The sequence below is a fragment of the Actinomadura sp. 6N118 genome (assembly GCF_044326415.1).
Taxonomy (GTDB): Bacteria; Actinomycetota; Actinomycetes; order Streptosporangiales; family Streptosporangiaceae; genus Spirillospora.
Window position 1 is genome coordinate 172,036 of record NZ_JBIRAZ010000020.1, and the last position, 16,134, is coordinate 188,169.

At 69.6% G+C, this 16,134-nt stretch carries 14 protein-coding genes; 2 read left to right on the forward strand and 12 right to left on the reverse strand.

All coding sequences use genetic code 11. The features are described 5' to 3' along the window. Positions 1-80: 80 nt before the first annotated feature. The 3 genes from ACH34W_RS40400 to ACH34W_RS40410 form a co-directional block, all read right to left on the reverse strand. Positions 81-2,249 carry an ABC transporter substrate-binding protein gene (locus tag ACH34W_RS40400; RefSeq protein WP_395966478.1) on the reverse strand — a complete coding sequence of 723 codons (2,169 nt, stop codon included), beginning with the start codon at positions 2,247-2,249 and terminating at the stop codon, positions 81-83. A 74-nt stretch (positions 2,250-2,323) separates the two neighbouring features. After that, a complete protein-coding gene (locus ACH34W_RS40405; protein WP_395966479.1) occupies positions 2,324-3,160 on the reverse strand; it encodes an ABC transporter permease in 837 nt (278 codons plus the stop codon). Further along, positions 3,157-4,008 carry an ABC transporter ATP-binding protein gene (locus tag ACH34W_RS40410; protein ID WP_395966480.1) on the reverse strand — a complete coding sequence of 284 codons (852 nt, stop codon included), beginning with the start codon at positions 4,006-4,008 and terminating at the stop codon, positions 3,157-3,159. Before ACH34W_RS40410 ends, ACH34W_RS40405 begins: the two co-directional genes overlap by 4 nt. A gap of 165 nt (positions 4,009-4,173) precedes the next feature. Between ACH34W_RS40410 and ACH34W_RS40415 the strand changes: the two genes are divergently transcribed. Next, positions 4,174-5,097: a helix-turn-helix domain-containing protein gene (locus ACH34W_RS40415; protein WP_395966481.1), complete on the forward strand. Its 924-nt coding sequence runs from the start codon at positions 4,174-4,176 to the stop codon at positions 5,095-5,097. A gap of 75 nt (positions 5,098-5,172) precedes the next feature. On the opposite strand, the gene ACH34W_RS40420 is transcribed toward ACH34W_RS40415, so the two are convergent. Both ACH34W_RS40420 and ACH34W_RS40425 read right to left on the reverse strand, forming a co-directional pair. Further along, a complete protein-coding gene (locus ACH34W_RS40420; RefSeq protein WP_395966482.1) occupies positions 5,173-5,385 on the reverse strand; it encodes a hypothetical protein in 213 nt (70 codons plus the stop codon). A gap of 67 nt (positions 5,386-5,452) precedes the next feature. After that, positions 5,453-6,226 (reverse strand): hypothetical protein, encoded by a 774-nt coding sequence (locus tag ACH34W_RS40425; RefSeq protein ID WP_395966483.1) that lies wholly within the window; start codon positions 6,224-6,226, stop codon positions 5,453-5,455. A gap of 354 nt (positions 6,227-6,580) precedes the next feature. Between ACH34W_RS40425 and ACH34W_RS40430 the strand changes: the two genes are divergently transcribed. Further along, a complete protein-coding gene (locus ACH34W_RS40430) occupies positions 6,581-8,083 on the forward strand; it encodes a HEAT repeat domain-containing protein (RefSeq protein WP_395966484.1) in 1,503 nt (500 codons plus the stop codon). A 67-nt stretch (positions 8,084-8,150) separates the two neighbouring features. Here the strand turns inward: ACH34W_RS40430 and gcl are convergent, their stop codons facing one another. The 7 genes from gcl to ACH34W_RS40465 all read right to left on the reverse strand — a co-directional run bounded on the left by gcl (position 8,151) and on the right by ACH34W_RS40465 (position 15,974). Further along, positions 8,151-9,938: a glyoxylate carboligase gene (gene gcl, locus ACH34W_RS40435; protein ID WP_395966485.1), complete on the reverse strand. Its 1,788-nt coding sequence runs from the start codon at positions 9,936-9,938 to the stop codon at positions 8,151-8,153. A 165-nt stretch (positions 9,939-10,103) separates the two neighbouring features. Next, on the reverse strand, positions 10,104-11,132 hold the full coding sequence (gene alc / locus ACH34W_RS40440; RefSeq protein ID WP_395966486.1) for an allantoicase: 1,029 nt from the start codon (positions 11,130-11,132) through the stop codon (positions 10,104-10,106). Next, positions 11,129-12,571 carry an amidohydrolase family protein gene (locus tag ACH34W_RS40445; RefSeq protein ID WP_395966487.1) on the reverse strand — a complete coding sequence of 481 codons (1,443 nt, stop codon included), beginning with the start codon at positions 12,569-12,571 and terminating at the stop codon, positions 11,129-11,131. Before ACH34W_RS40445 ends, alc begins: the two co-directional genes overlap by 4 nt. Then, positions 12,568-13,731 (reverse strand): glycerate kinase, encoded by a 1,164-nt coding sequence (locus ACH34W_RS40450; protein ID WP_395966488.1) that lies wholly within the window; start codon positions 13,729-13,731, stop codon positions 12,568-12,570. The genes ACH34W_RS40445 and ACH34W_RS40450 overlap by 4 nt, the downstream gene beginning before the upstream one ends. Before the next feature lie 133 nt (positions 13,732-13,864). After that, positions 13,865-14,767: an NAD(P)-dependent oxidoreductase gene (locus ACH34W_RS40455; RefSeq protein WP_395966489.1), complete on the reverse strand. Its 903-nt coding sequence runs from the start codon at positions 14,765-14,767 to the stop codon at positions 13,865-13,867. After that, positions 14,764-15,585, reverse strand: coding sequence for a hydroxypyruvate isomerase family protein (locus ACH34W_RS40460; RefSeq protein ID WP_395966490.1), 822 nt, complete (start codon positions 15,583-15,585; stop codon positions 14,764-14,766). Before ACH34W_RS40460 ends, ACH34W_RS40455 begins: the two co-directional genes overlap by 4 nt. Beyond that, a complete protein-coding gene (locus tag ACH34W_RS40465; RefSeq protein WP_395966491.1) occupies positions 15,582-15,974 on the reverse strand; it encodes a gamma-glutamylcyclotransferase in 393 nt (130 codons plus the stop codon). The genes ACH34W_RS40460 and ACH34W_RS40465 overlap by 4 nt, the downstream gene beginning before the upstream one ends. Positions 15,975-16,134 lie beyond the last annotated feature (160 nt).

Genomic DNA, 16,134 nt, shown 5'->3' on the forward strand with positions numbered 1-16,134 from the left:
GATCCTTGCCCCGCAGCGACGGGCCGCTGCTCACATAGGTCTGGCCGGCGGAGAGGGAGAGCCGCTCGACCCGGGGCCGATCACTGGACCACGGCCCTGCGCGAGTCTCCGAGGAGGGTGAACGCGCCGTTCCGCACCTGGTAGGCGTAGCTGACGCTATCGGTGAGCTGTCCCTGCTCCTTGAACCTGATCCGCTGGGTGACGCCGGGGACGTTGATGTCGTGGAGATACACGTTGATCTCCGGACCCGTGCGCTTGCCCGCCTTGACCGCCGCGAGGATCGCCGTCATCGCGTCGTACGCCTCGGGCCCGTACCCGCCGGGCTTCTGGCCGTTGTTCGCCTTCGCGTACCGGGTCAGGTAGTCGCCGAAGGTCTTCGGCATCCTGGTCGTGCCCGTGGTGATGTCCAGGCACGAGCAGGTGAGGACGGTGTTCTCAGCGGCGGCGCTGCCCGCGTACTTGACGAACGTCTTGTCGAACGAGCCGTCGGACAGGTAGAAGCGCCCCGTGAATCCGGCCGCCCTGGCCTGTTTGACCAGCGGCCCGGACGAGTCGTAGAAGCCGCCGTAGAACACCGAGTCCGCCTTGGAATTCTTCAGCTTCTCGACCGTCGCCGAGTAGTCACCGTTCAGCGGATCCAGGGGCAGCTTCATCGAGACGCGCGCGACCTGCTTTTTGTACGGAGGGGCCTGCACGCGGGCCGTGAACATGTTCGCGGCGGTACGGGAGTCTTCCTTCTCGTTCTCCAGCACGGCGACCCTCGTCGTGCCATCGGTGCTGCCCGCGAGTACCGCCAAGGCCCCGACGGCCTCCTCGACGTCGGGGACCATGGTGTGCCAGTACTTCCAGCCGTTGGTCGAGAGCAGGCCGGCCGCCGAGGGCGAGACACCCGGGATCTTGGCGGCCTCCAGGATCGGCATGGCCGTTTGGGTCTCGCTGCTGAGCATCGGACCGACCACCGCAGCCAGGCCCTGACCGGCGGCCGCGCGAGCGACGGACGCGGCGGCCTCCGCCTTTCCCGTGGTGTCGACGGAGACGACCTGAACGCGTGCCGGCGGGTTCGTCGCGTTGTACTCGTTCGCCGCGAGCCGGGCGTTCGCCAGCGCCGCCGTTCCGAACGCCGCCGTGTCGCCGGTCATGGGCCCCAGCACACCGACCTTGACGGTCCCTGCGGCGCCGCTCCCACCAAGCCCGCCGCCTCTGCCCCCTCCGCCGCCGTCAGGGCGCAGGTTGATGAACGCTGTGGGCACGGCGATGGCCAAGGCGACCAGGGCGACGGGGAGCCCGATCATCAACAGTCGCCGGTTCGGCGTCTGCCTGGGCGGCGGCGCGGTTTGCGACAACTGCGGTGGTGGCGGGGCGTAGGGCAGGTCGGCGGTGATCGCGGTGGTCACCAGCGTGGCGCCGCGTTCGAGCGGATCGGTGCCCGCAGGCATCTCGGCACCGACCATGCCGAGCAGCCGGAACACCATGTCCGAACTCGACGGCCGCCGCTGCGGATCCTTGGCCAGGCACGCGCCGACCAGCTGCGCGAGCGGGCCGGGCAGCACACTCACGTCCGCCTCGGCGTTCAGAACGCGGTGCATGACGGCCGGGATCGAGTCCCCGCCGAACGGCAACCGGCCCGTGCCGGCGAAGAGCATCGTCCCGCCCCACGCGAACACGTCGGCGGCGGGCCCGATCGCGCCGCCCGCCACCTGCTCCGGCGCCATGTACGCGGGCGTCCCCACGATCTGGCTGGTCATCGTGATCGCCGATGAGTCCAGCGCCCGTGCGATCCCGAAGTCGATGACGCGCGGGCCGCCCGGGCCGATCAGCACGTTCGGCGGCTTGAAGTCGCGGTGCACGATCCCGGCCCGGTGGATCGCCGCCAGCGCCGTCGCCGTCCCGATCGCCAGCCGGAGCAGCGCGCCCGCGTCCATCGGCCCCTCGGTGCGGACGAGGTCGGTGAGCGCGGGCCCGCGCACGTACTCGCTGACGATGTACGGCTGGTCGCCCTGGATGTCGGCGTCCAGCACCCGGGCGGTGCAGAATCCGGAGACCCGCTCGGCCACCTCGAGCTCGCGCACGAAACGCCGCCGCGCATCGGGGTCACGGCTCAGCCGCGCGTGCAGCAGCTTGACCGCGACTTCGCGCCCCTGCGGGTCGCGGCCCAGATAGACCGACCCCTGCCCACCCTCGCCGAGCCGCATGAGCAGCTCGTACGCACCCACCCGCCGCGGATCTTCGGGCAGCAGCGGGTCGGCCATCCAGCACCTCCGGGGTTCACGATCGGACGTACATCGCCGATATGACGCATTCCGGAGGGTATTCGTTGCCGAGCTCAGCCGACTCGCTGGAGTGCCTTCTCGCGGCGGGCGGCCACGGTGGAGCCCGACTCGCGGCGGGCCATCCGGCGCAACACGATCGGCGCGACGATCAGGCCGAGCACGGCCCAGCCGCCCAGCACTCCGACGGTCTCCCAGTGGCGCCAGGAGTCGCCGATCTCGATGGCCGCCGCGCCGTCCGGGAGCAGTGCCGACCGCATGCCGAGGCCGAGCCAGTAGACCGGGAACGCCTGCGCGATCCACTGCAGCCAGTCCGGCAGCGAGGTGATCGGATAGAAGATCCCGGAAATCCCGATCATGCCGAGCACGGGCAGCTGGATCAGCCCCTGGCTCCGCGCGCTCGTGAAGACCGAGCCCAGGATCGCGCCGATGGGGAGGGTCGCCACCATGCCGAGCAGCAACACCCAGACCAGGGTCAGCCAGGAGTCGACGCTGCCGGTCGCCAGCCCGCCGATGATGAGCATGCCGGGAATCAGCAGGATCGCCAGGTCCGCGAGCAGCCCGCCGGACACCGAGACGATCTTGCCGGTCAGGTAGGCCTGCATGCCGTGCGGCGTCGCCTTCGCGCGCAGCAGCGTGCCGTCCTCACGGTCGGCGGTGAGCTGCTGGCTCATGCTGACCATGCCCATCGCCGCGTTCATCCCGAGGATGCTCGGCAACGCCAGGGTGCCGAGCACGAACCCGCTGGAGCCGAAGTCCCGGTCGCGCAGGAAGTAGAGCACGACCAGCATCATCACCGGCCACAGGAAGTGCGAGACCAGGTCGGCGGCGTTGGTGAACGACTGCCGGAGCTCGATCAGGCCGCGGGTCCAGCCCAGCCGCACCGCGTTCACCGGCCTGCTCCTTCGAGCTCGTGCTCGCGTACGAGCGCCAGGTAGGTGTCCTCCAGCGAGGCCCGGCGCACTTCGAGCTCGCCGATCGCCTCGCCATACTCACCGAACAGCTTGCGGACGAACGCCGTCGACTCGGTGGTGAAGATGGCATGGCGCTCTCCGCCGCACGTCCAGCGCACCTCGTCCTCGCCCGCGATCCGGCGCGCCAACTCGGCCGCCGTGCCGTCGGCGATGATCCGGCCACCGGCGAGGATCACGATCCGGTCGGCGAGCTTCTCGGCCTCCGCGAGATCGTGCGTGGTCAGCAGGATCGTCGTGTCCAGCCGGCGCACCAGGTCGTGGAACTCCTGCCGGGCCCGCGGATCGAAGCCCACCGTCGGCTCGTCCAGGAACAGCGCCTCCGGCCGCCCCACGATCCCGATGGCCACGTCCAGCCGCCGCCGCTGCCCACCCGACAACATCTTGATCTTCTTGTCCGCGTGTTCGTCGAGCCCGACCATCGCCATGAGCTCACCGGCGTCCCAAGGTTGGGCGTAGTAGGCCCCGAGATGGCCGAGCAGCTCTCGTACCCGCCACTTGCCGTGGTCGCGCCACGACTGCAGGACGACGCCCACCCGCGCCCGCCATCGCTCGTCACCCTGCGCCGGATCGGCCCCGAGCACCTCCACCCGCCCCGCCGACCGCATCCGGAACCCTTCCAGGATCTCGATGGTCGTGGTCTTGCCCGCCCCGTTGGGCCCGAGCAGGGCGACCACCTCGCCCTTCCCGACGCGGAACGCCACCCCGTTCAACACATCGTCGACCCCGTACCGCATACGCAGCCCACTGACATCGATCGCTGTTTCCATGACCCGAAACCTAAGTAGCGTTTCAAGCACCCTCAACACAACAACGACCAGAACACGCCTGGAATCAGCAGAAAGCCGCCCAGGATTGCAATGGCGATACGCATAAATGCAACGTTCGGCACTCCTTGAGTTGCAATGACCTGACAGCGAACGCACACTGGCCCTATGCCAGGAGGAAGGCTGACGCATCAGGACCGGCGGCGCATCGCCACCGGCCTCGCCGACGGGCTGGGCTATGCCGAGATAGCCCGGCGGCTGAACCGGCCGACCTCGACCGTCAGCCGTGAAGTGACCCGCAACGGCGGCCCCGACCGCTACCGCGCGGACCACGCCCATCTCGCCACCGAGCGCCGCGCCCGCCGCGCCACCCTGGCCAGGCCTCCTTCCGGAGAACCCACCGACGACGCGGCCGTGCAGGAGTTCATCGAGCGGTTCGCCGGCCTGATGATCCAGGCCGGCCTACCGCGCACGGCGGCGCGTGTGCTCGTCTGCCTCGTCGCCACCGACGCGGGCGCCCTGACCGCCGCCGAACTCGTCCAGCGGCTCCGTCTCAGCCCCGCCTCGATCTCCAAAGCGATCGCCTATCTCGAACCGCTGGAACTGGTCCGGCGCGAACGCGGCCGCCGTGGCCGCGAACGCTATCTGATCGACGACGACGCCTGGCTCCGCACCTGGCTCACCAGCGCCCGCACCCACGCGATGTGGGCGGACGCGGCCCACCAGGGCGCCGAGCTCTTCGGCGCCGACACCCCGGCCGGAGCCCGGCTGACCCAGATGGCCCAGTTCTTCGCCGATCTCAGCGACGACATGACCGAGTACCCCAACCTGGCCGCCCTCAATGACGCCGTCACCGTCTTCGCCGCCGTCGCCTACGCGAGCAAGCCACTCACCGTGGAACACCTGGCCACCGCACTCGACTGGCCCGAAGACCGTGTCACCACCGCCCTGCACGAGGCCGAACGACACTCCAACATCGCCGACCCCGTCGTCCTCCACCGCACCGAATCAGGCGCGTACACAATCACCGCCGGCCCCGACCGCCTAACCCCAGCCCAACGCAAGGCCCTCGACCCCGACGAAGAGCAATGACACGAGCCGCCGAAATCACCCCAGGCGGCTCATGCCACAGACTCACCGCGACGTGCACGGAAGGCGGACCACCACTCAGACGAAGAGATCCTCAGCCCGCTCAGCGGTAAGTGCGCGTGTCACCCACGCATCCAATTGCTCTTCGTCTGTACACGAGATCACCCGCTCGCAGACCTCCTCAGACACCGGGACGTGGCGCCCTTTCAGGATCTTGAGGATGGCCTTCGCCTTGCCTCGGGCCCTGCCCAGGGCTTGGTGGTGCTTCGCGAAATCACTCTTGAACTCCACGGCTCTCCTCGATCCATGAGCACTTCCAGAACTCCCACCGCGACGTGCATGGAAGGCGGACCACCACTCACTCGAAGAGATCCTCAGCCCGCTCGGCGATGGCGGCGCGGGCCAGCCACACATCCAGCTGCCCCTTGTCCGTGCACGAGATCACCCGTTCACGGACCTCATCGGACACTGAGACCTTGCGCGCCTCAAGAACGATCAGAATCGACTCAGCCTCGCCCTCGGCCTTGCCTTTGGCTTCGCCCAGGGCTTGGTGGTGCTTTGCGAAATCGCTTTTGAACTCCACGGTGCCTCGACTCAAGAGTGTCTCCAGCTTCTGCCGTTCCGGCTTGGGGAGCAGGCCCAGCACCATCTCAGCATACGAGTTGGCGTCCTTGTGGCCTGCGTTGTTGAGGGTGCCCAGGGCGACATACACGACCTCCAGGGAGGCCGGGTCGCGGTGGCGGGACATGGTCGTCAGGAATGCCAGGATCGTGAGCTCCGGGTTCCTGGCGGCTTCCGCGGTGGTGGTGACGAGACGATCGCTGTCTGGCCCGAACACCAGCGGGGTGAGCGTGAAACCGGGGTGTCCGATCTCGATGGGGGTACGTGCCCAGTCGGCCACGGCCTTCCTGGGGCAGAGGACGAGGAGGATCGCCGGGCACTGCGTCCGGTGGTGGAGCTCCGTCAGGTAGATCGGCCAGCTGAACCTCTTGCGTTTGTCCCTTTTCAGCTGGTGCTCGATGACGACGGCGAGCTTTTTCTGATCATCCTTTTGGGAGCAGAAGACGACCACGTTGTCGCCTCGGAAGACGGCGGGCTGGGCTTGGGTGAACTCCTCCGAGCCGTCGACCACTAATCCGTGCTCGGGGATAGAGATGCCGAACGCTCGAGGGAGACCATGTGACAGAACGTTAGCGTTCGACTACGATCGATACTTTCACTATCGAGTGTTAGGTAAGTCACACAGTGTGATCAAGCTGCCAGATGGCGGTGGGGGCGTGGGGCCGTCCACCACATAGGAGCACCTGGCAGAAGGACTGGTGGATGAGATGTCCCGGCTGTGGTGTCAACCGGCGGCTCGCTTGGATCGTCTCAGCGACAGGACCGATCACGGGGGATGGTCATGATTGCTGGTCACCAGGTTGCATTCTTTGTGCGTGAACTCGGCTCGCCCGATCCTGCGCGCCGGGCAGCTGCGGCCAAGGGCGTGAGCAAGGTTCCCGGGCATGTCACCGAGTTGGTCGCCCTGACCGCGGACCCGGTGCCGCAGGTACGCGCGGCGGCTGCTCTGGGGCTTGGCAGGCAGGGCGATGAGGCGGTGCCGATCGAGCCGCTGGTGGCGTTGTGCTCTGACCCTGACGCTGAGGTCCGGCGGCGTGCGGTCAATGCGCTGGACCGGCTCGCCGCGGCCGGGCCCTCGGTGGCCGCAAGTTTCGTCCAGCTGGTCGGGGACGCCGAATTGCGCAGCCGCCCTGTGGTGCTGGGCTGGCTGGTTCGGTCCCAGGTGCCGGTACCGGCTGAGTCGCTGGTCCCGCTGTTCGGCGGTGACGACCCGCTGCTGTGGGGGGCTGCCGGGTCTTTGTTGCGGTTGTTGCCCGAGGCCGACGCCGTGTTCGCCGATCTGGTGCGCACCGCGACGGGCGAGGTGCGCCGACGGGCGCTGGACATGCTGGCCGGCCCAACGGCCGGCATCGCAGGAATGGGAGTCGGTGCCGGGCCCGAGGCGCGTGAGGCGGCTCGGCGCCGGTTGTGGGATCCCGAGCCGCGGGTCGTACGGGCGCTGCTGACTGCTCTCGAGGCCGAGACCGAGCCAGGCGCACGCAACGTGCTGTTCCGCGCGCTGGCCGCGCACCGTGTGCCCGAGGCGGTGGCGCCGGCTGCCGCCTGGCTGGCCGACCCTCAGTGCGGGCCCGCCGCAGCCGCGGCGCTGGCCGGGGCCGGCACCGTCGAGGCCGTTGACCTGCTGCGGCAGGTCGCCACAGGGGCTGGGCCGCAACGGGGCGACGTGCGTGCCGCAGCCGTCGACCTGCTGCGACGGTTCCTCGGGGCGCCCGGGTCACAGCGGGTCGAGGTGCGTGCCGCGGCCATCCGGGAGCTGGGCGCCGCCGGCGGTGTCGCTGACGCCGAACTCCTGTTCGGCCTGTTGGACGCTCCGGACGAGCCGGTGCGCCTGGCTGCGGTCGGCGGGCTGGGTGCCTTCTTTGAGCGGTTCGACGGTGACCTGTTCGGCCGGCTGGAGCGGTGGCGGGCCGAACGCGTTCCGGGGGCGCTGGTTCCGCCTGGTGCAGACGACCCCGCGGTGCGCGAGCTGGCGCGCCGGTCGGCCGAGCGGTTGACGCGCATGCTCACCGGAGACGTGGAGAACGCCGACACCTACCACGATGCCCTGTGGCACATCCCGCAGGTGCGCCCCCTGCTGCCGGCGCTGCTCGAAGATCCTGAGGGCCGGGTGCGTTCCACGGCTCTCCATCTCGCCGAGCGATTCGGCGAGATGGACTTCACCGGCCGGCTGAGGTTTCTGAACGACGCCCACCCGGACGTGCGCATGGGCGCGGCCCTGAGCTTCCTGCGGGTGGCCGAAGAGCGAAAGCTGACGTCGGCCGAACGGGACACACTGCGCCCACATCTTGAACGCGGCCAGGACGACACCGACTACTACGTTCGTACCTGCACGGCCAAGGCGCTGACACACCTGGACCATGCAGGCTAGGGCCTAGATCAGCATCGGCGAGGGGAAAAGGTTGGGCTGCGGGATCAACCCCGGCGAACGTCCATGATCAGTCGTTCATGACCAGTACGTTCGTGAGCTGGCGGATAGCGGTGGGGGTGTGGGAGGAGTCGGTGGCGAGTTCTTCGAACTCGTTCACGCTGGCGATGTCGGTGCCGCTCATCGAGATGTTGGTGACGCGTTCGAGGATGGCTTCGACGACGACGGGGAGGCGGTGTTCGGCAGCCAGCTTCTTGGCCTCCTCGAAGGCCGGGAGGAGATCGTCGGGGTTGGTCACGCGGAGGGCCTTGCAGCCCAGGCCCTCGGCGACCTTGACGTGGTCGACTCCGTAGACGCCCAGCTCGGGGCTGTTGATGTTCTCGAATTCGAGGTTGACCTGGAAGTCGATGTCGAAATTGCGCTGGGCCTGGCGGATCAGGCCCAGGTAGGAGTTGTTCACGACCACGTGAACGTAGGGGATGTTGTGCTGGGCGCCGACTGCGAGCTCTTCGATCATGAACTGGAAGTCGTAGTCGCCTGAGAGGGCGACCACCTGGGCGTCCGGATCGGCGGTCGCGACGCCCAGGGCCGCGGGGATCGTCCAGCCGAGCGGGCCCGCTTGGCCGCAGTTGATCCAGTGGCGCGGGCGGTAGACGTGCAACATCTGGGCGCCGGCGATCTGGGACAGGCCGATCGTGGTGACGTAGCGGGTCTCGGGGCCGAACGCGCGGTTCATCTCCTCGTACACGCGCTGGGGCTTGAGCGGGACGTTGTCGAAGTGAGTGCGGCGCTGGAGCGTGGCGCGACGTTCCTGGGTGGACGCGGCCCACGTGCGGCGGTCGGGGAGCTCAAGGTCACGGGCCACCTCGATGAAGAGCTCCAGGGCGGCCTTGGCGTCGGAGGCGATGCCGTAGTCGGGCATGAAGATCTTGCCGAGCTGTGTGGGATCGACGTCGACGTGTACGAACGTGCGGCCCTTGGTGTAGACGTCCAGCTTGCCGGTGTGGCGATTGGCCCAGCGGTTGCCGATGCCCAGGACGAAGTCGGATTCCAGGAACGTCGCGTTGCCGTAGCGGTGGGACGTTTGGAGCCCGACCATGCCTGCGTTCAGCTCGTGGTCGTCGGGGATCGCGCCCCAGCCCATCAGGGTCGGGATGACCGGCACGCCGGTCAGCTCGGCGAACTCGACGAGGAGGTCGGACGCGTCGGCGTTGATGATGCCGCCGCCCGCGACGATCAGGGGGCGTTCTGATTCGTTCAGGAGGGCGATGGCCTTCTCGGCTTGCGCGCGGGTGGCGTGGGGTTTGAAGGCCGGGAGCGGCTCGTAGGTGTCGGGGTCGAACTCGATCTCGGCCAGCTGCACGTCGATCGGCAGGTCGATGAGGACCGGGCCGGGGCGGCCAGAGCGCATGACGTGGAACGCCTGCTGGAACACGCCGGGGACCTGGGCGGCTTCGAGGACGGTCACGGCCATCTTGGTGACCGGCTTGGCGATCGAGGCGATGTCGACGGCCTGGAAGTCCTCCTTGTGGATCACGGACGTGGGGGCCTGGCCGGTGATGCAAAGGATGGGGATCGAGTCGCCGAGGGCGGAGTAGAGCCCGGTGATCATGTCGGTGCCGGCCGGGCCGGAGGTGCCGATGCAGACGCCGATGTTGCCCGCGTGGGTACGGGTGTAGCCCTCGGCCATGTGGGAGGCGCCCTCGACGTGCCGGGCGAGGGTGTGACCGATCCCGCCGGAGGCCTTCAGCGCGGCGTAGAACGGGTTGATCGCCGCGCCGGGCACGCCGAACGCGGTGTCGATGCCTTCGCGCTTCAAGATTTCGACCGCGGCGCGGGCGGCTGTCATTCGAGGCATGTCGCGCTCCTCAAGGGTCGCTGAAATCGTGGCGCGGCGTACCGGCCACTCCTTGCGGTTGTCGGTGTGCTGTGTTTGCGCCGCGCGGGTCGAGCGCGGCTTGGCCGTTAGAAAGGGTCGTTGGGTGCGGCTGCGAGAGGGCGAGCTATGCGCTGGGGCCGGGGGCTAAGCGAGTCCCTGCCAGCGGGTGATCAGGGCTTGCTCGCCAGCCGTGGTCAGATCGCCTAGGAGGCGAAGGCGGGCGATGCCTCCGCAGGGGTAGATGTCCACGCGTACGTGGGTTACCTCGTGTGAGCCGTCGAGGCGGAAGCGGTGACGGCAGTCGGGCTGCAGGCGGGTGCGTTCCAGAAGAACGGACCACGCGGCTTCGTCGTCGAGAGACGCGGATCGTGCGTCGATGCCGGAGAGTGAGGCTGCGGCGGGGGCGTTGAACTTGAGGTTGGTCGTGTCGATCTCGGCCAGCTTGACGACGCCTGGCGCGGCCAGTTTGATGATCGCCCATTCGTTGCCGGGCTCGCGGCGGCGCGCCGTCTCCCAGCCCTCCGCCTGGTTGCGGGCTAGGCCAGGGGCGAGCATGTTGTCAGGTCGCGAGTAGAACATGTTCGAACAGCCGGTCACGCGCGCCCCGTTCTCCAGTGCGGCGAGGTCCACGGTGAGGCCGGTGAGCAGCGCGGGATCCGCCACGACCTCGCCGTGCACGCGCAGACGGGCGATGCCGCCGTCGGGGAACATGTTCAGCCGGATGTGGGTGAAGCGGCGTGCGACGGTCACCTCGAACGGGTGCTCGGCGTCGCCCTTGAGGGGACTCTGCGGCACGATCTCGGTCCAGTCGGCGGCGGCCAGCTCGGCGACGGACGGGTAGCCGGGGACGGAGCAGGCCTCGACGGAGGCGTACGGCGGGAAGTTGCCCTTGAACCAGGCGGTGTCGATGACGACGCCGCGGATCACGCCGGGCAGGCCGAGCCGGACGATCGCCCAGTCATGGCCCAGCTCGCCGTTGTCGCCGGGACGGCGGCGCGCGGTCTCCCAGCCGTCGTACTCCTGGCCCTTGGCACCGAACGTCTCCGGCTTGAACTCCGGCTTCCAGGGGTTGATGAGGTTTTCCTTCTCCTCGAACGACTCGTCGCTGGCGGCGAGGACCGAACCGCCGAACGAGCGGACGGCCAGGTCGGGAAGGGAGGTGAAGTCGGTCATGAGGAAGGTCGCTTTCGTCGGAGGAGCTTGCCGCGCGGGGTGTCGCCGACCACCTCGCCGCGGAGCCAGGTGGTCTGGACGACGCCGCTGAGGGCGCGACCCGCGTACGGCGTCACCGGGTGGCGGTGGTGGAGCCGGGCCGGATCGACCGTGAACGCCTCGTCGGCGGCGAACGCGACCAGGTCGGCGTCGTTCCCCACCGCGATCCGGCCCTTGGCAGAGAGACCGGCGAGGTCGGCGGGGCCCTCGGCCATCCAGCGCACGACGGCGTCGAGGCCGTGGCCCCGGGCGCGGGCGGCACTCCAGATGGCGGGCAGCCCCAGCTGGACGGAGGCAATCCCGCCCCAGGCGGAGACGAAGTCGCCGCGCTTGAGCTCAGGCGTGCACGGCGAGTGGTCTGTGACGACGCAGGAGATAACGCCGTCGGCGAGGCCGCGCCACAGCTCCTCGCGGTTGCCCGCGTCGCGGATGGGCGGACAGCACTTGTACGACGTCGGCAGCGCCCGCAGCGAAGCAAGGGATGCTGTCGACGTTGCGGGGGTCTGGGGGTCGCCCCCCAGAAGACTTGCGGGGGTCTGGGGGTCGCCCCCCAGAAGACTCGAGGGCAGGCCTTCGGCGGGGGCGGGGACGTCGTCGGCGGACAGGGTCATGTAGTGCGGGCAGGTCTCGGCGCTCACTGGGAGGCCGTGCGCCTGCGCCTTGGCCAGCGGTTCCAGGCAGTCGGCGGCCGACAGGTGCAGGATGTGCGCCCGCACGCCGGTCTGGTCGACCAGCCGGATGACCTGCTCGACCGCGCTGCGCTCGGCGCTCGGCGGGCGCGAGGCGAGGAAGGCCCGGTAGCCGCCGTCGGCGGGCGTCGCCAGCACCGCAGGGTCCTCGGCGTGCACGATGACCAGGCCGCCGAACGAGGCGATCTCGCGGAACGCCTCGTGCATCTCCTCGTACGAGAGCGGCGGAAACTCCGGCACGCCCGAGTCCGCGGTGAAGCACTTGAAGCCGAACACTCCGTCGTCGTGGAGTGTGCGCAGCGCGGGCACGTTCCCAGGGATCGCGCCGCCCCAGAAGCCCACGTCCACGAAGACCTGGCCCTCGGCGACCTCGCGCTTGACGCCCAGCGCGGACGGCAGGGTGGTCGGCGGGAGCGAGTTCAGCGGCATGTCCACGAGCGTGGTCACGCCTCCGGCGGCGGCGGCGCGGGTCGCGGTGGCGAAGCCCTCCCACTCGGTCCGGCCGGGCTCGTTGATGTGAACGTGGGTGTCCACCAGCCCGGGCAGCAGCGCGGTCTCGCCGAGATCGACCTCGGTCGCGGCTCCGACCACGGCGTCGTTGTCCTCAACAGCTGCGATCTTGCCGTCCTTGACCGCGATGGCGGCGGGCCGCTCGCCGGACGGCAACACTGCACGCCGGGACCGGATGACCATGTCGTACGACTCGTTCATGCCGCTCCTCCCATGGGCGCAGGTTCGACCAGCCACTTGCGGCCGATCTCCTCCGCCAGTCGTTCCAACAGCGGGCCCGCCTCGGCCATGCACCGCTCGGGGTCGGGCTCGATGTCGGTGAGGGCGTAGGCGCTCTGCAGGCGGGCCTTGCGCAGTTGCTCGCCCGTCAGCGCGCGGCGTCCAGAGACCGCCACTGCGGGGACGGCCGCCTTGGCCGCCGCGCGGGCGACGCCTATGGGCGCCTTGCCGCGCAGCGACTGCCGGTCGAGCGAGCCCTCACCCGTGATCACGAGACGGGCGCCCGCCACCTGGTCGGCGAAGCCCAGGAGGTCGAGCAGGTAAGAGATGCCCGGCCGTACGGTCGCGTTCAGGAAGACCATCGCGCCGAAGCCGACACCGCCCGCGGCACCCGCGCCAGGGCGTTTGGCAGCGAACGCGCCGAGGTCGCGCCGGGCGATCGTCTCCAGCCGGGACAGTCCGTTCTCCAGGATTCTGACCTGCCCGGGTGAGGCGCCCTTCTGTGGGCCGAACACCGCAGCGGCGCCCTCTGGGCCGAGCAGCGGGCTGTCCACGTCGCTCGCCACGATCACGGTCACGCCGCGCAGCCGTTCGGCCAGTCCGGCGGTGTCGATCGAGGCCAGCGAACGCAGTGCGGCGCCGCCGGGAGGGAGCGGCTCGCCGTCGGCGTCCAGGAGGCGCACCCCGAGGGCGGCGGCCATTCCGCTGCCGCCGTCGGTGCAGGCGCTGCCGCCCAGCCCCAGCACGATCCGCCTGGCGCCGCCGCGGATCGCCGCGTCGATGAGCTCGCCGGTGCCGTGGCTGGAGGCGGTCAGCGGAGCGGGTTCGCCACCGGGGAGCCGCCGCAGCCCGGAGGCCTCGGCGAGCTCGATCACCGCCGTGTCGTCCCGGATCGCGTAGGAGGCGATGACCTGCTCGCCGGTGGGGCCGGTGACGGTGGTCCGCAGCCGGGCGAATCCACAGGCGACCGCGGCGTCCACCGTCCCGTCGCCGCCGTCCGCGACCGGCATGGCGACGAGCGGCAGGTCCGGGCGGACGCGGCGCAGGCCGGCGGCCACGTGCGCGGCCACCTCGACGGCGGTGAGCGAGCCCTTGAACTTGTCGGGGGCGATCACCACCTGGCCCCGCTGAGGATTGCCCATGATTGTCACCATTCTCCCAGGCTGGACGATTTGCTCCGCAGACGTACGACTCGCTCCGCAGACGTATGACTCGCTTCGTGGACGTACGACTCGCTTCGTGGACGTACGACTCGCTACATGGACGTACGGCTTGCTACGCAGACGTACGACCCGACAGGTCTTCGACGATCTTCAGGAGCGCGGAGTGGTCCAGGGAGCCGTAGCCCCTGGCCCGCGCGGCTGCGATGAGCTGGGCGACCAGGGCGGTCATGGGGAGCGACACCTCGGCGGATCGGGCGGCGGCGGACGCGATGCCCATGTCCTTGTGGTGCAGGTCGATGCGGAAACCCGGTTCGAACCGGCGGGCCAGCATCGTGTCGCGCTTGAGGTCGAGGATCCGGCTGGCGGCCAGGCCGCCCGCGATCACGTCGAGCCCGGCCTTGGCGTCCACGCCCGCCGCCTCCATCAGCACGATGGCCTCGGCCACGAGGGCGTACGTGCCACCGACGATCAGCTGGTTGGCCGCCTTGACGTACTGGCCGGCACCGCTGTCGCCGACGCGCTCGAACGTCCTGCCCACCACCTCGAAGATCGGCTTGGCGGCCTCGAAGTCCTCCGCCGACCCGCCGACCATGATGGAGAGCACCGCGTCCACGGCACCCTTCTCACCGCCGCTGACCGGGGCGTCAAGCACGCGCAGGCCAAGCTCGCGGCCCGCGGCGGCGACCTTGATCGAGGTCTCCGGCTTGATGGTGGAGAAGTCGATGAGCAGCACGCCCGGCTTGGCGTTGCGCAGGACGCCGCCGTCGACGCCCCCCTCGCCGTCACCGAACACGACGGTCTCGACGTGCTCGTCCTGCGGCAGCATGGTGATGACGATCTCGGCCTCCGCGACCGCCCGGGCGACGCTCGGCGCACCGGCGCCGCCCGCCGCGACCAGGCGGTCGATCCCCGGCTGGGCGACGTCGTAGCCGGTCACCTCGTGCCCCGCCTTGACCAGGTGGCCTGCCATCGGGCCGCCCATGATGCCGAGTCCGATAAAAGCAATCTTGCTCATGTGGGGAAGTTCTCCATCCAGGTGAAGTCGGTGGCGCCTGCGGGCTTGTACTCCAGGGCGATCCGGCCTGCATAGCCGACCGTGTCCAGGACGCCGAAGAGCGCCGCGAAGTCGATGTCGCCGGTGCCGGGGTGGTCCCGGCCGGGGGCGTCGGCGAGCTGCACATGGCCGATCTCGGCGGCGTGGGCGTGCGCGACCTTCGCCAGGTCCTCGCCATTGCTCGCCAGGTGGAAGCTGTCGAAGAGGAACTTGACGTTCGCCCCGCTGTCCCCGTCGCCCTCGGCGCGGACACGCTCGATGACGGCGATCGCGTCGGCGGCGGTCTCCAGCGGATACGCGCCGTTCAGGCCGCGGGCGAGGGGCTCGATGAGCACGGTCCCGCCGAGCCCGCCGACCTGCCGCGCCGCGTACACGAGGTTCTGGGTGGCGACCCGGTCCTGCTCGGCGGCCGAGATACCGTCGAGACGCTGGCCGTAGAGGGCGTTGAACGCCTTCACGCCGGTGCGCTCAGCGATCCGCAGGAGGACGCCGACGCTGTCACGGAACTCCAGCGAACGGGCGGGGTCGGAGAGCACGCCGCGTTCCCCCGCCGGCATGTCGCCCGCGTAGAAGTTGAGCCCGGTGAGCTGGACGCCCGCGTCCTCCAGCGCCTGGCAGAACGCGTCCACCTCGGCATCGGACGGCACCGCCACGCCGGGCCAGGGCCACCAGAACTCGACCTCGTCGAATCCCGCCGCCTTGGCCGCCGCCGGGCGCTCCAGCAACGGCAGCTCGCCGAACAGGATCGAGCAGTTGACCACGTAGTCGCTCTTGCTCACGCGGCTGCTCCTTCCTTGTTCTTCTTGTAGTCGGTCCAGCTGGCGTGCTCGGTGATGTCGGTGAGCCGGGTGTAGGAGGTGTACGGGCGGCGCAGCACCATCGCCAGCGACGAGGTGCCGTCGGCCAGCTCGATGACGCCCAGCTCGAGCTCCGGCGGCTCCGCTGGGAGGAGTTTGTCGCGCAGCACATCCATTGGTACGTCGTAAACCTCGCCCTGGATCGCCGTTCCGCCGTGGGCGACGGGTTGGAGGGCCGGGCACTGGTCCCCCACCGAGTAGAAGCGGTAGCGCGGAGCGGTGGTGGTCACGGCGACCAGCGGAGCGCCGTCGAGCAGATGGTGGAGCGGACCGCCGCGCATGGCGCCGCCGTTCAGAAAGATCAGTGGCATGGGCCCTCCAGCGAAGGGATTTCGCTGTACGAAAATTGTTTGCCGCTTCGTGAAAATCACACTAAGTCGCGAGGTCAGGGCCGTCAAGGAAGCCTGTCGGGTCCTACGACGCCCGGATCCGGGGTCGGCGGGTCCCTTGTAGGAATGACTCAGGCCACGC

Excerpts from the sequence above, each read along its gene's own strand:
- ACH34W_RS40400 (WP_395966478.1), bottom strand. The coding sequence starts at position 2,249 with ATGGCCGACCCGCTGCTGCCCGAAGATCCGCGGCGGGTGGGTGCGTAC.
- ACH34W_RS40410 (WP_395966480.1), bottom strand. The coding sequence starts at position 4,008 with ATGGAAACAGCGATCGATGTCAGTGGGCTGCGTATGCGGTACGGGGTC.
- ACH34W_RS40415 (WP_395966481.1), top strand. The coding sequence starts at position 4,174 with ATGCCAGGAGGAAGGCTGACGCATCAGGACCGGCGGCGCATCGCCACC.
- gcl (WP_395966485.1), bottom strand. The coding sequence starts at position 9,938 with ATGCCTCGAATGACAGCCGCCCGCGCCGCGGTCGAAATCTTGAAGCGC.
- alc (WP_395966486.1), bottom strand. The coding sequence starts at position 11,132 with ATGACCGACTTCACCTCCCTTCCCGACCTGGCCGTCCGCTCGTTCGGC.
- ACH34W_RS40445 (WP_395966487.1), bottom strand. The coding sequence starts at position 12,571 with ATGAACGAGTCGTACGACATGGTCATCCGGTCCCGGCGTGCAGTGTTG.
- ACH34W_RS40450 (WP_395966488.1), bottom strand. The coding sequence starts at position 13,731 with ATGGGCAATCCTCAGCGGGGCCAGGTGGTGATCGCCCCCGACAAGTTC.
- ACH34W_RS40455 (WP_395966489.1), bottom strand. The coding sequence starts at position 14,767 with ATGAGCAAGATTGCTTTTATCGGACTCGGCATCATGGGCGGCCCGATG.
- ACH34W_RS40465 (WP_395966491.1), bottom strand. The coding sequence starts at position 15,974 with ATGCCACTGATCTTTCTGAACGGCGGCGCCATGCGCGGCGGTCCGCTC.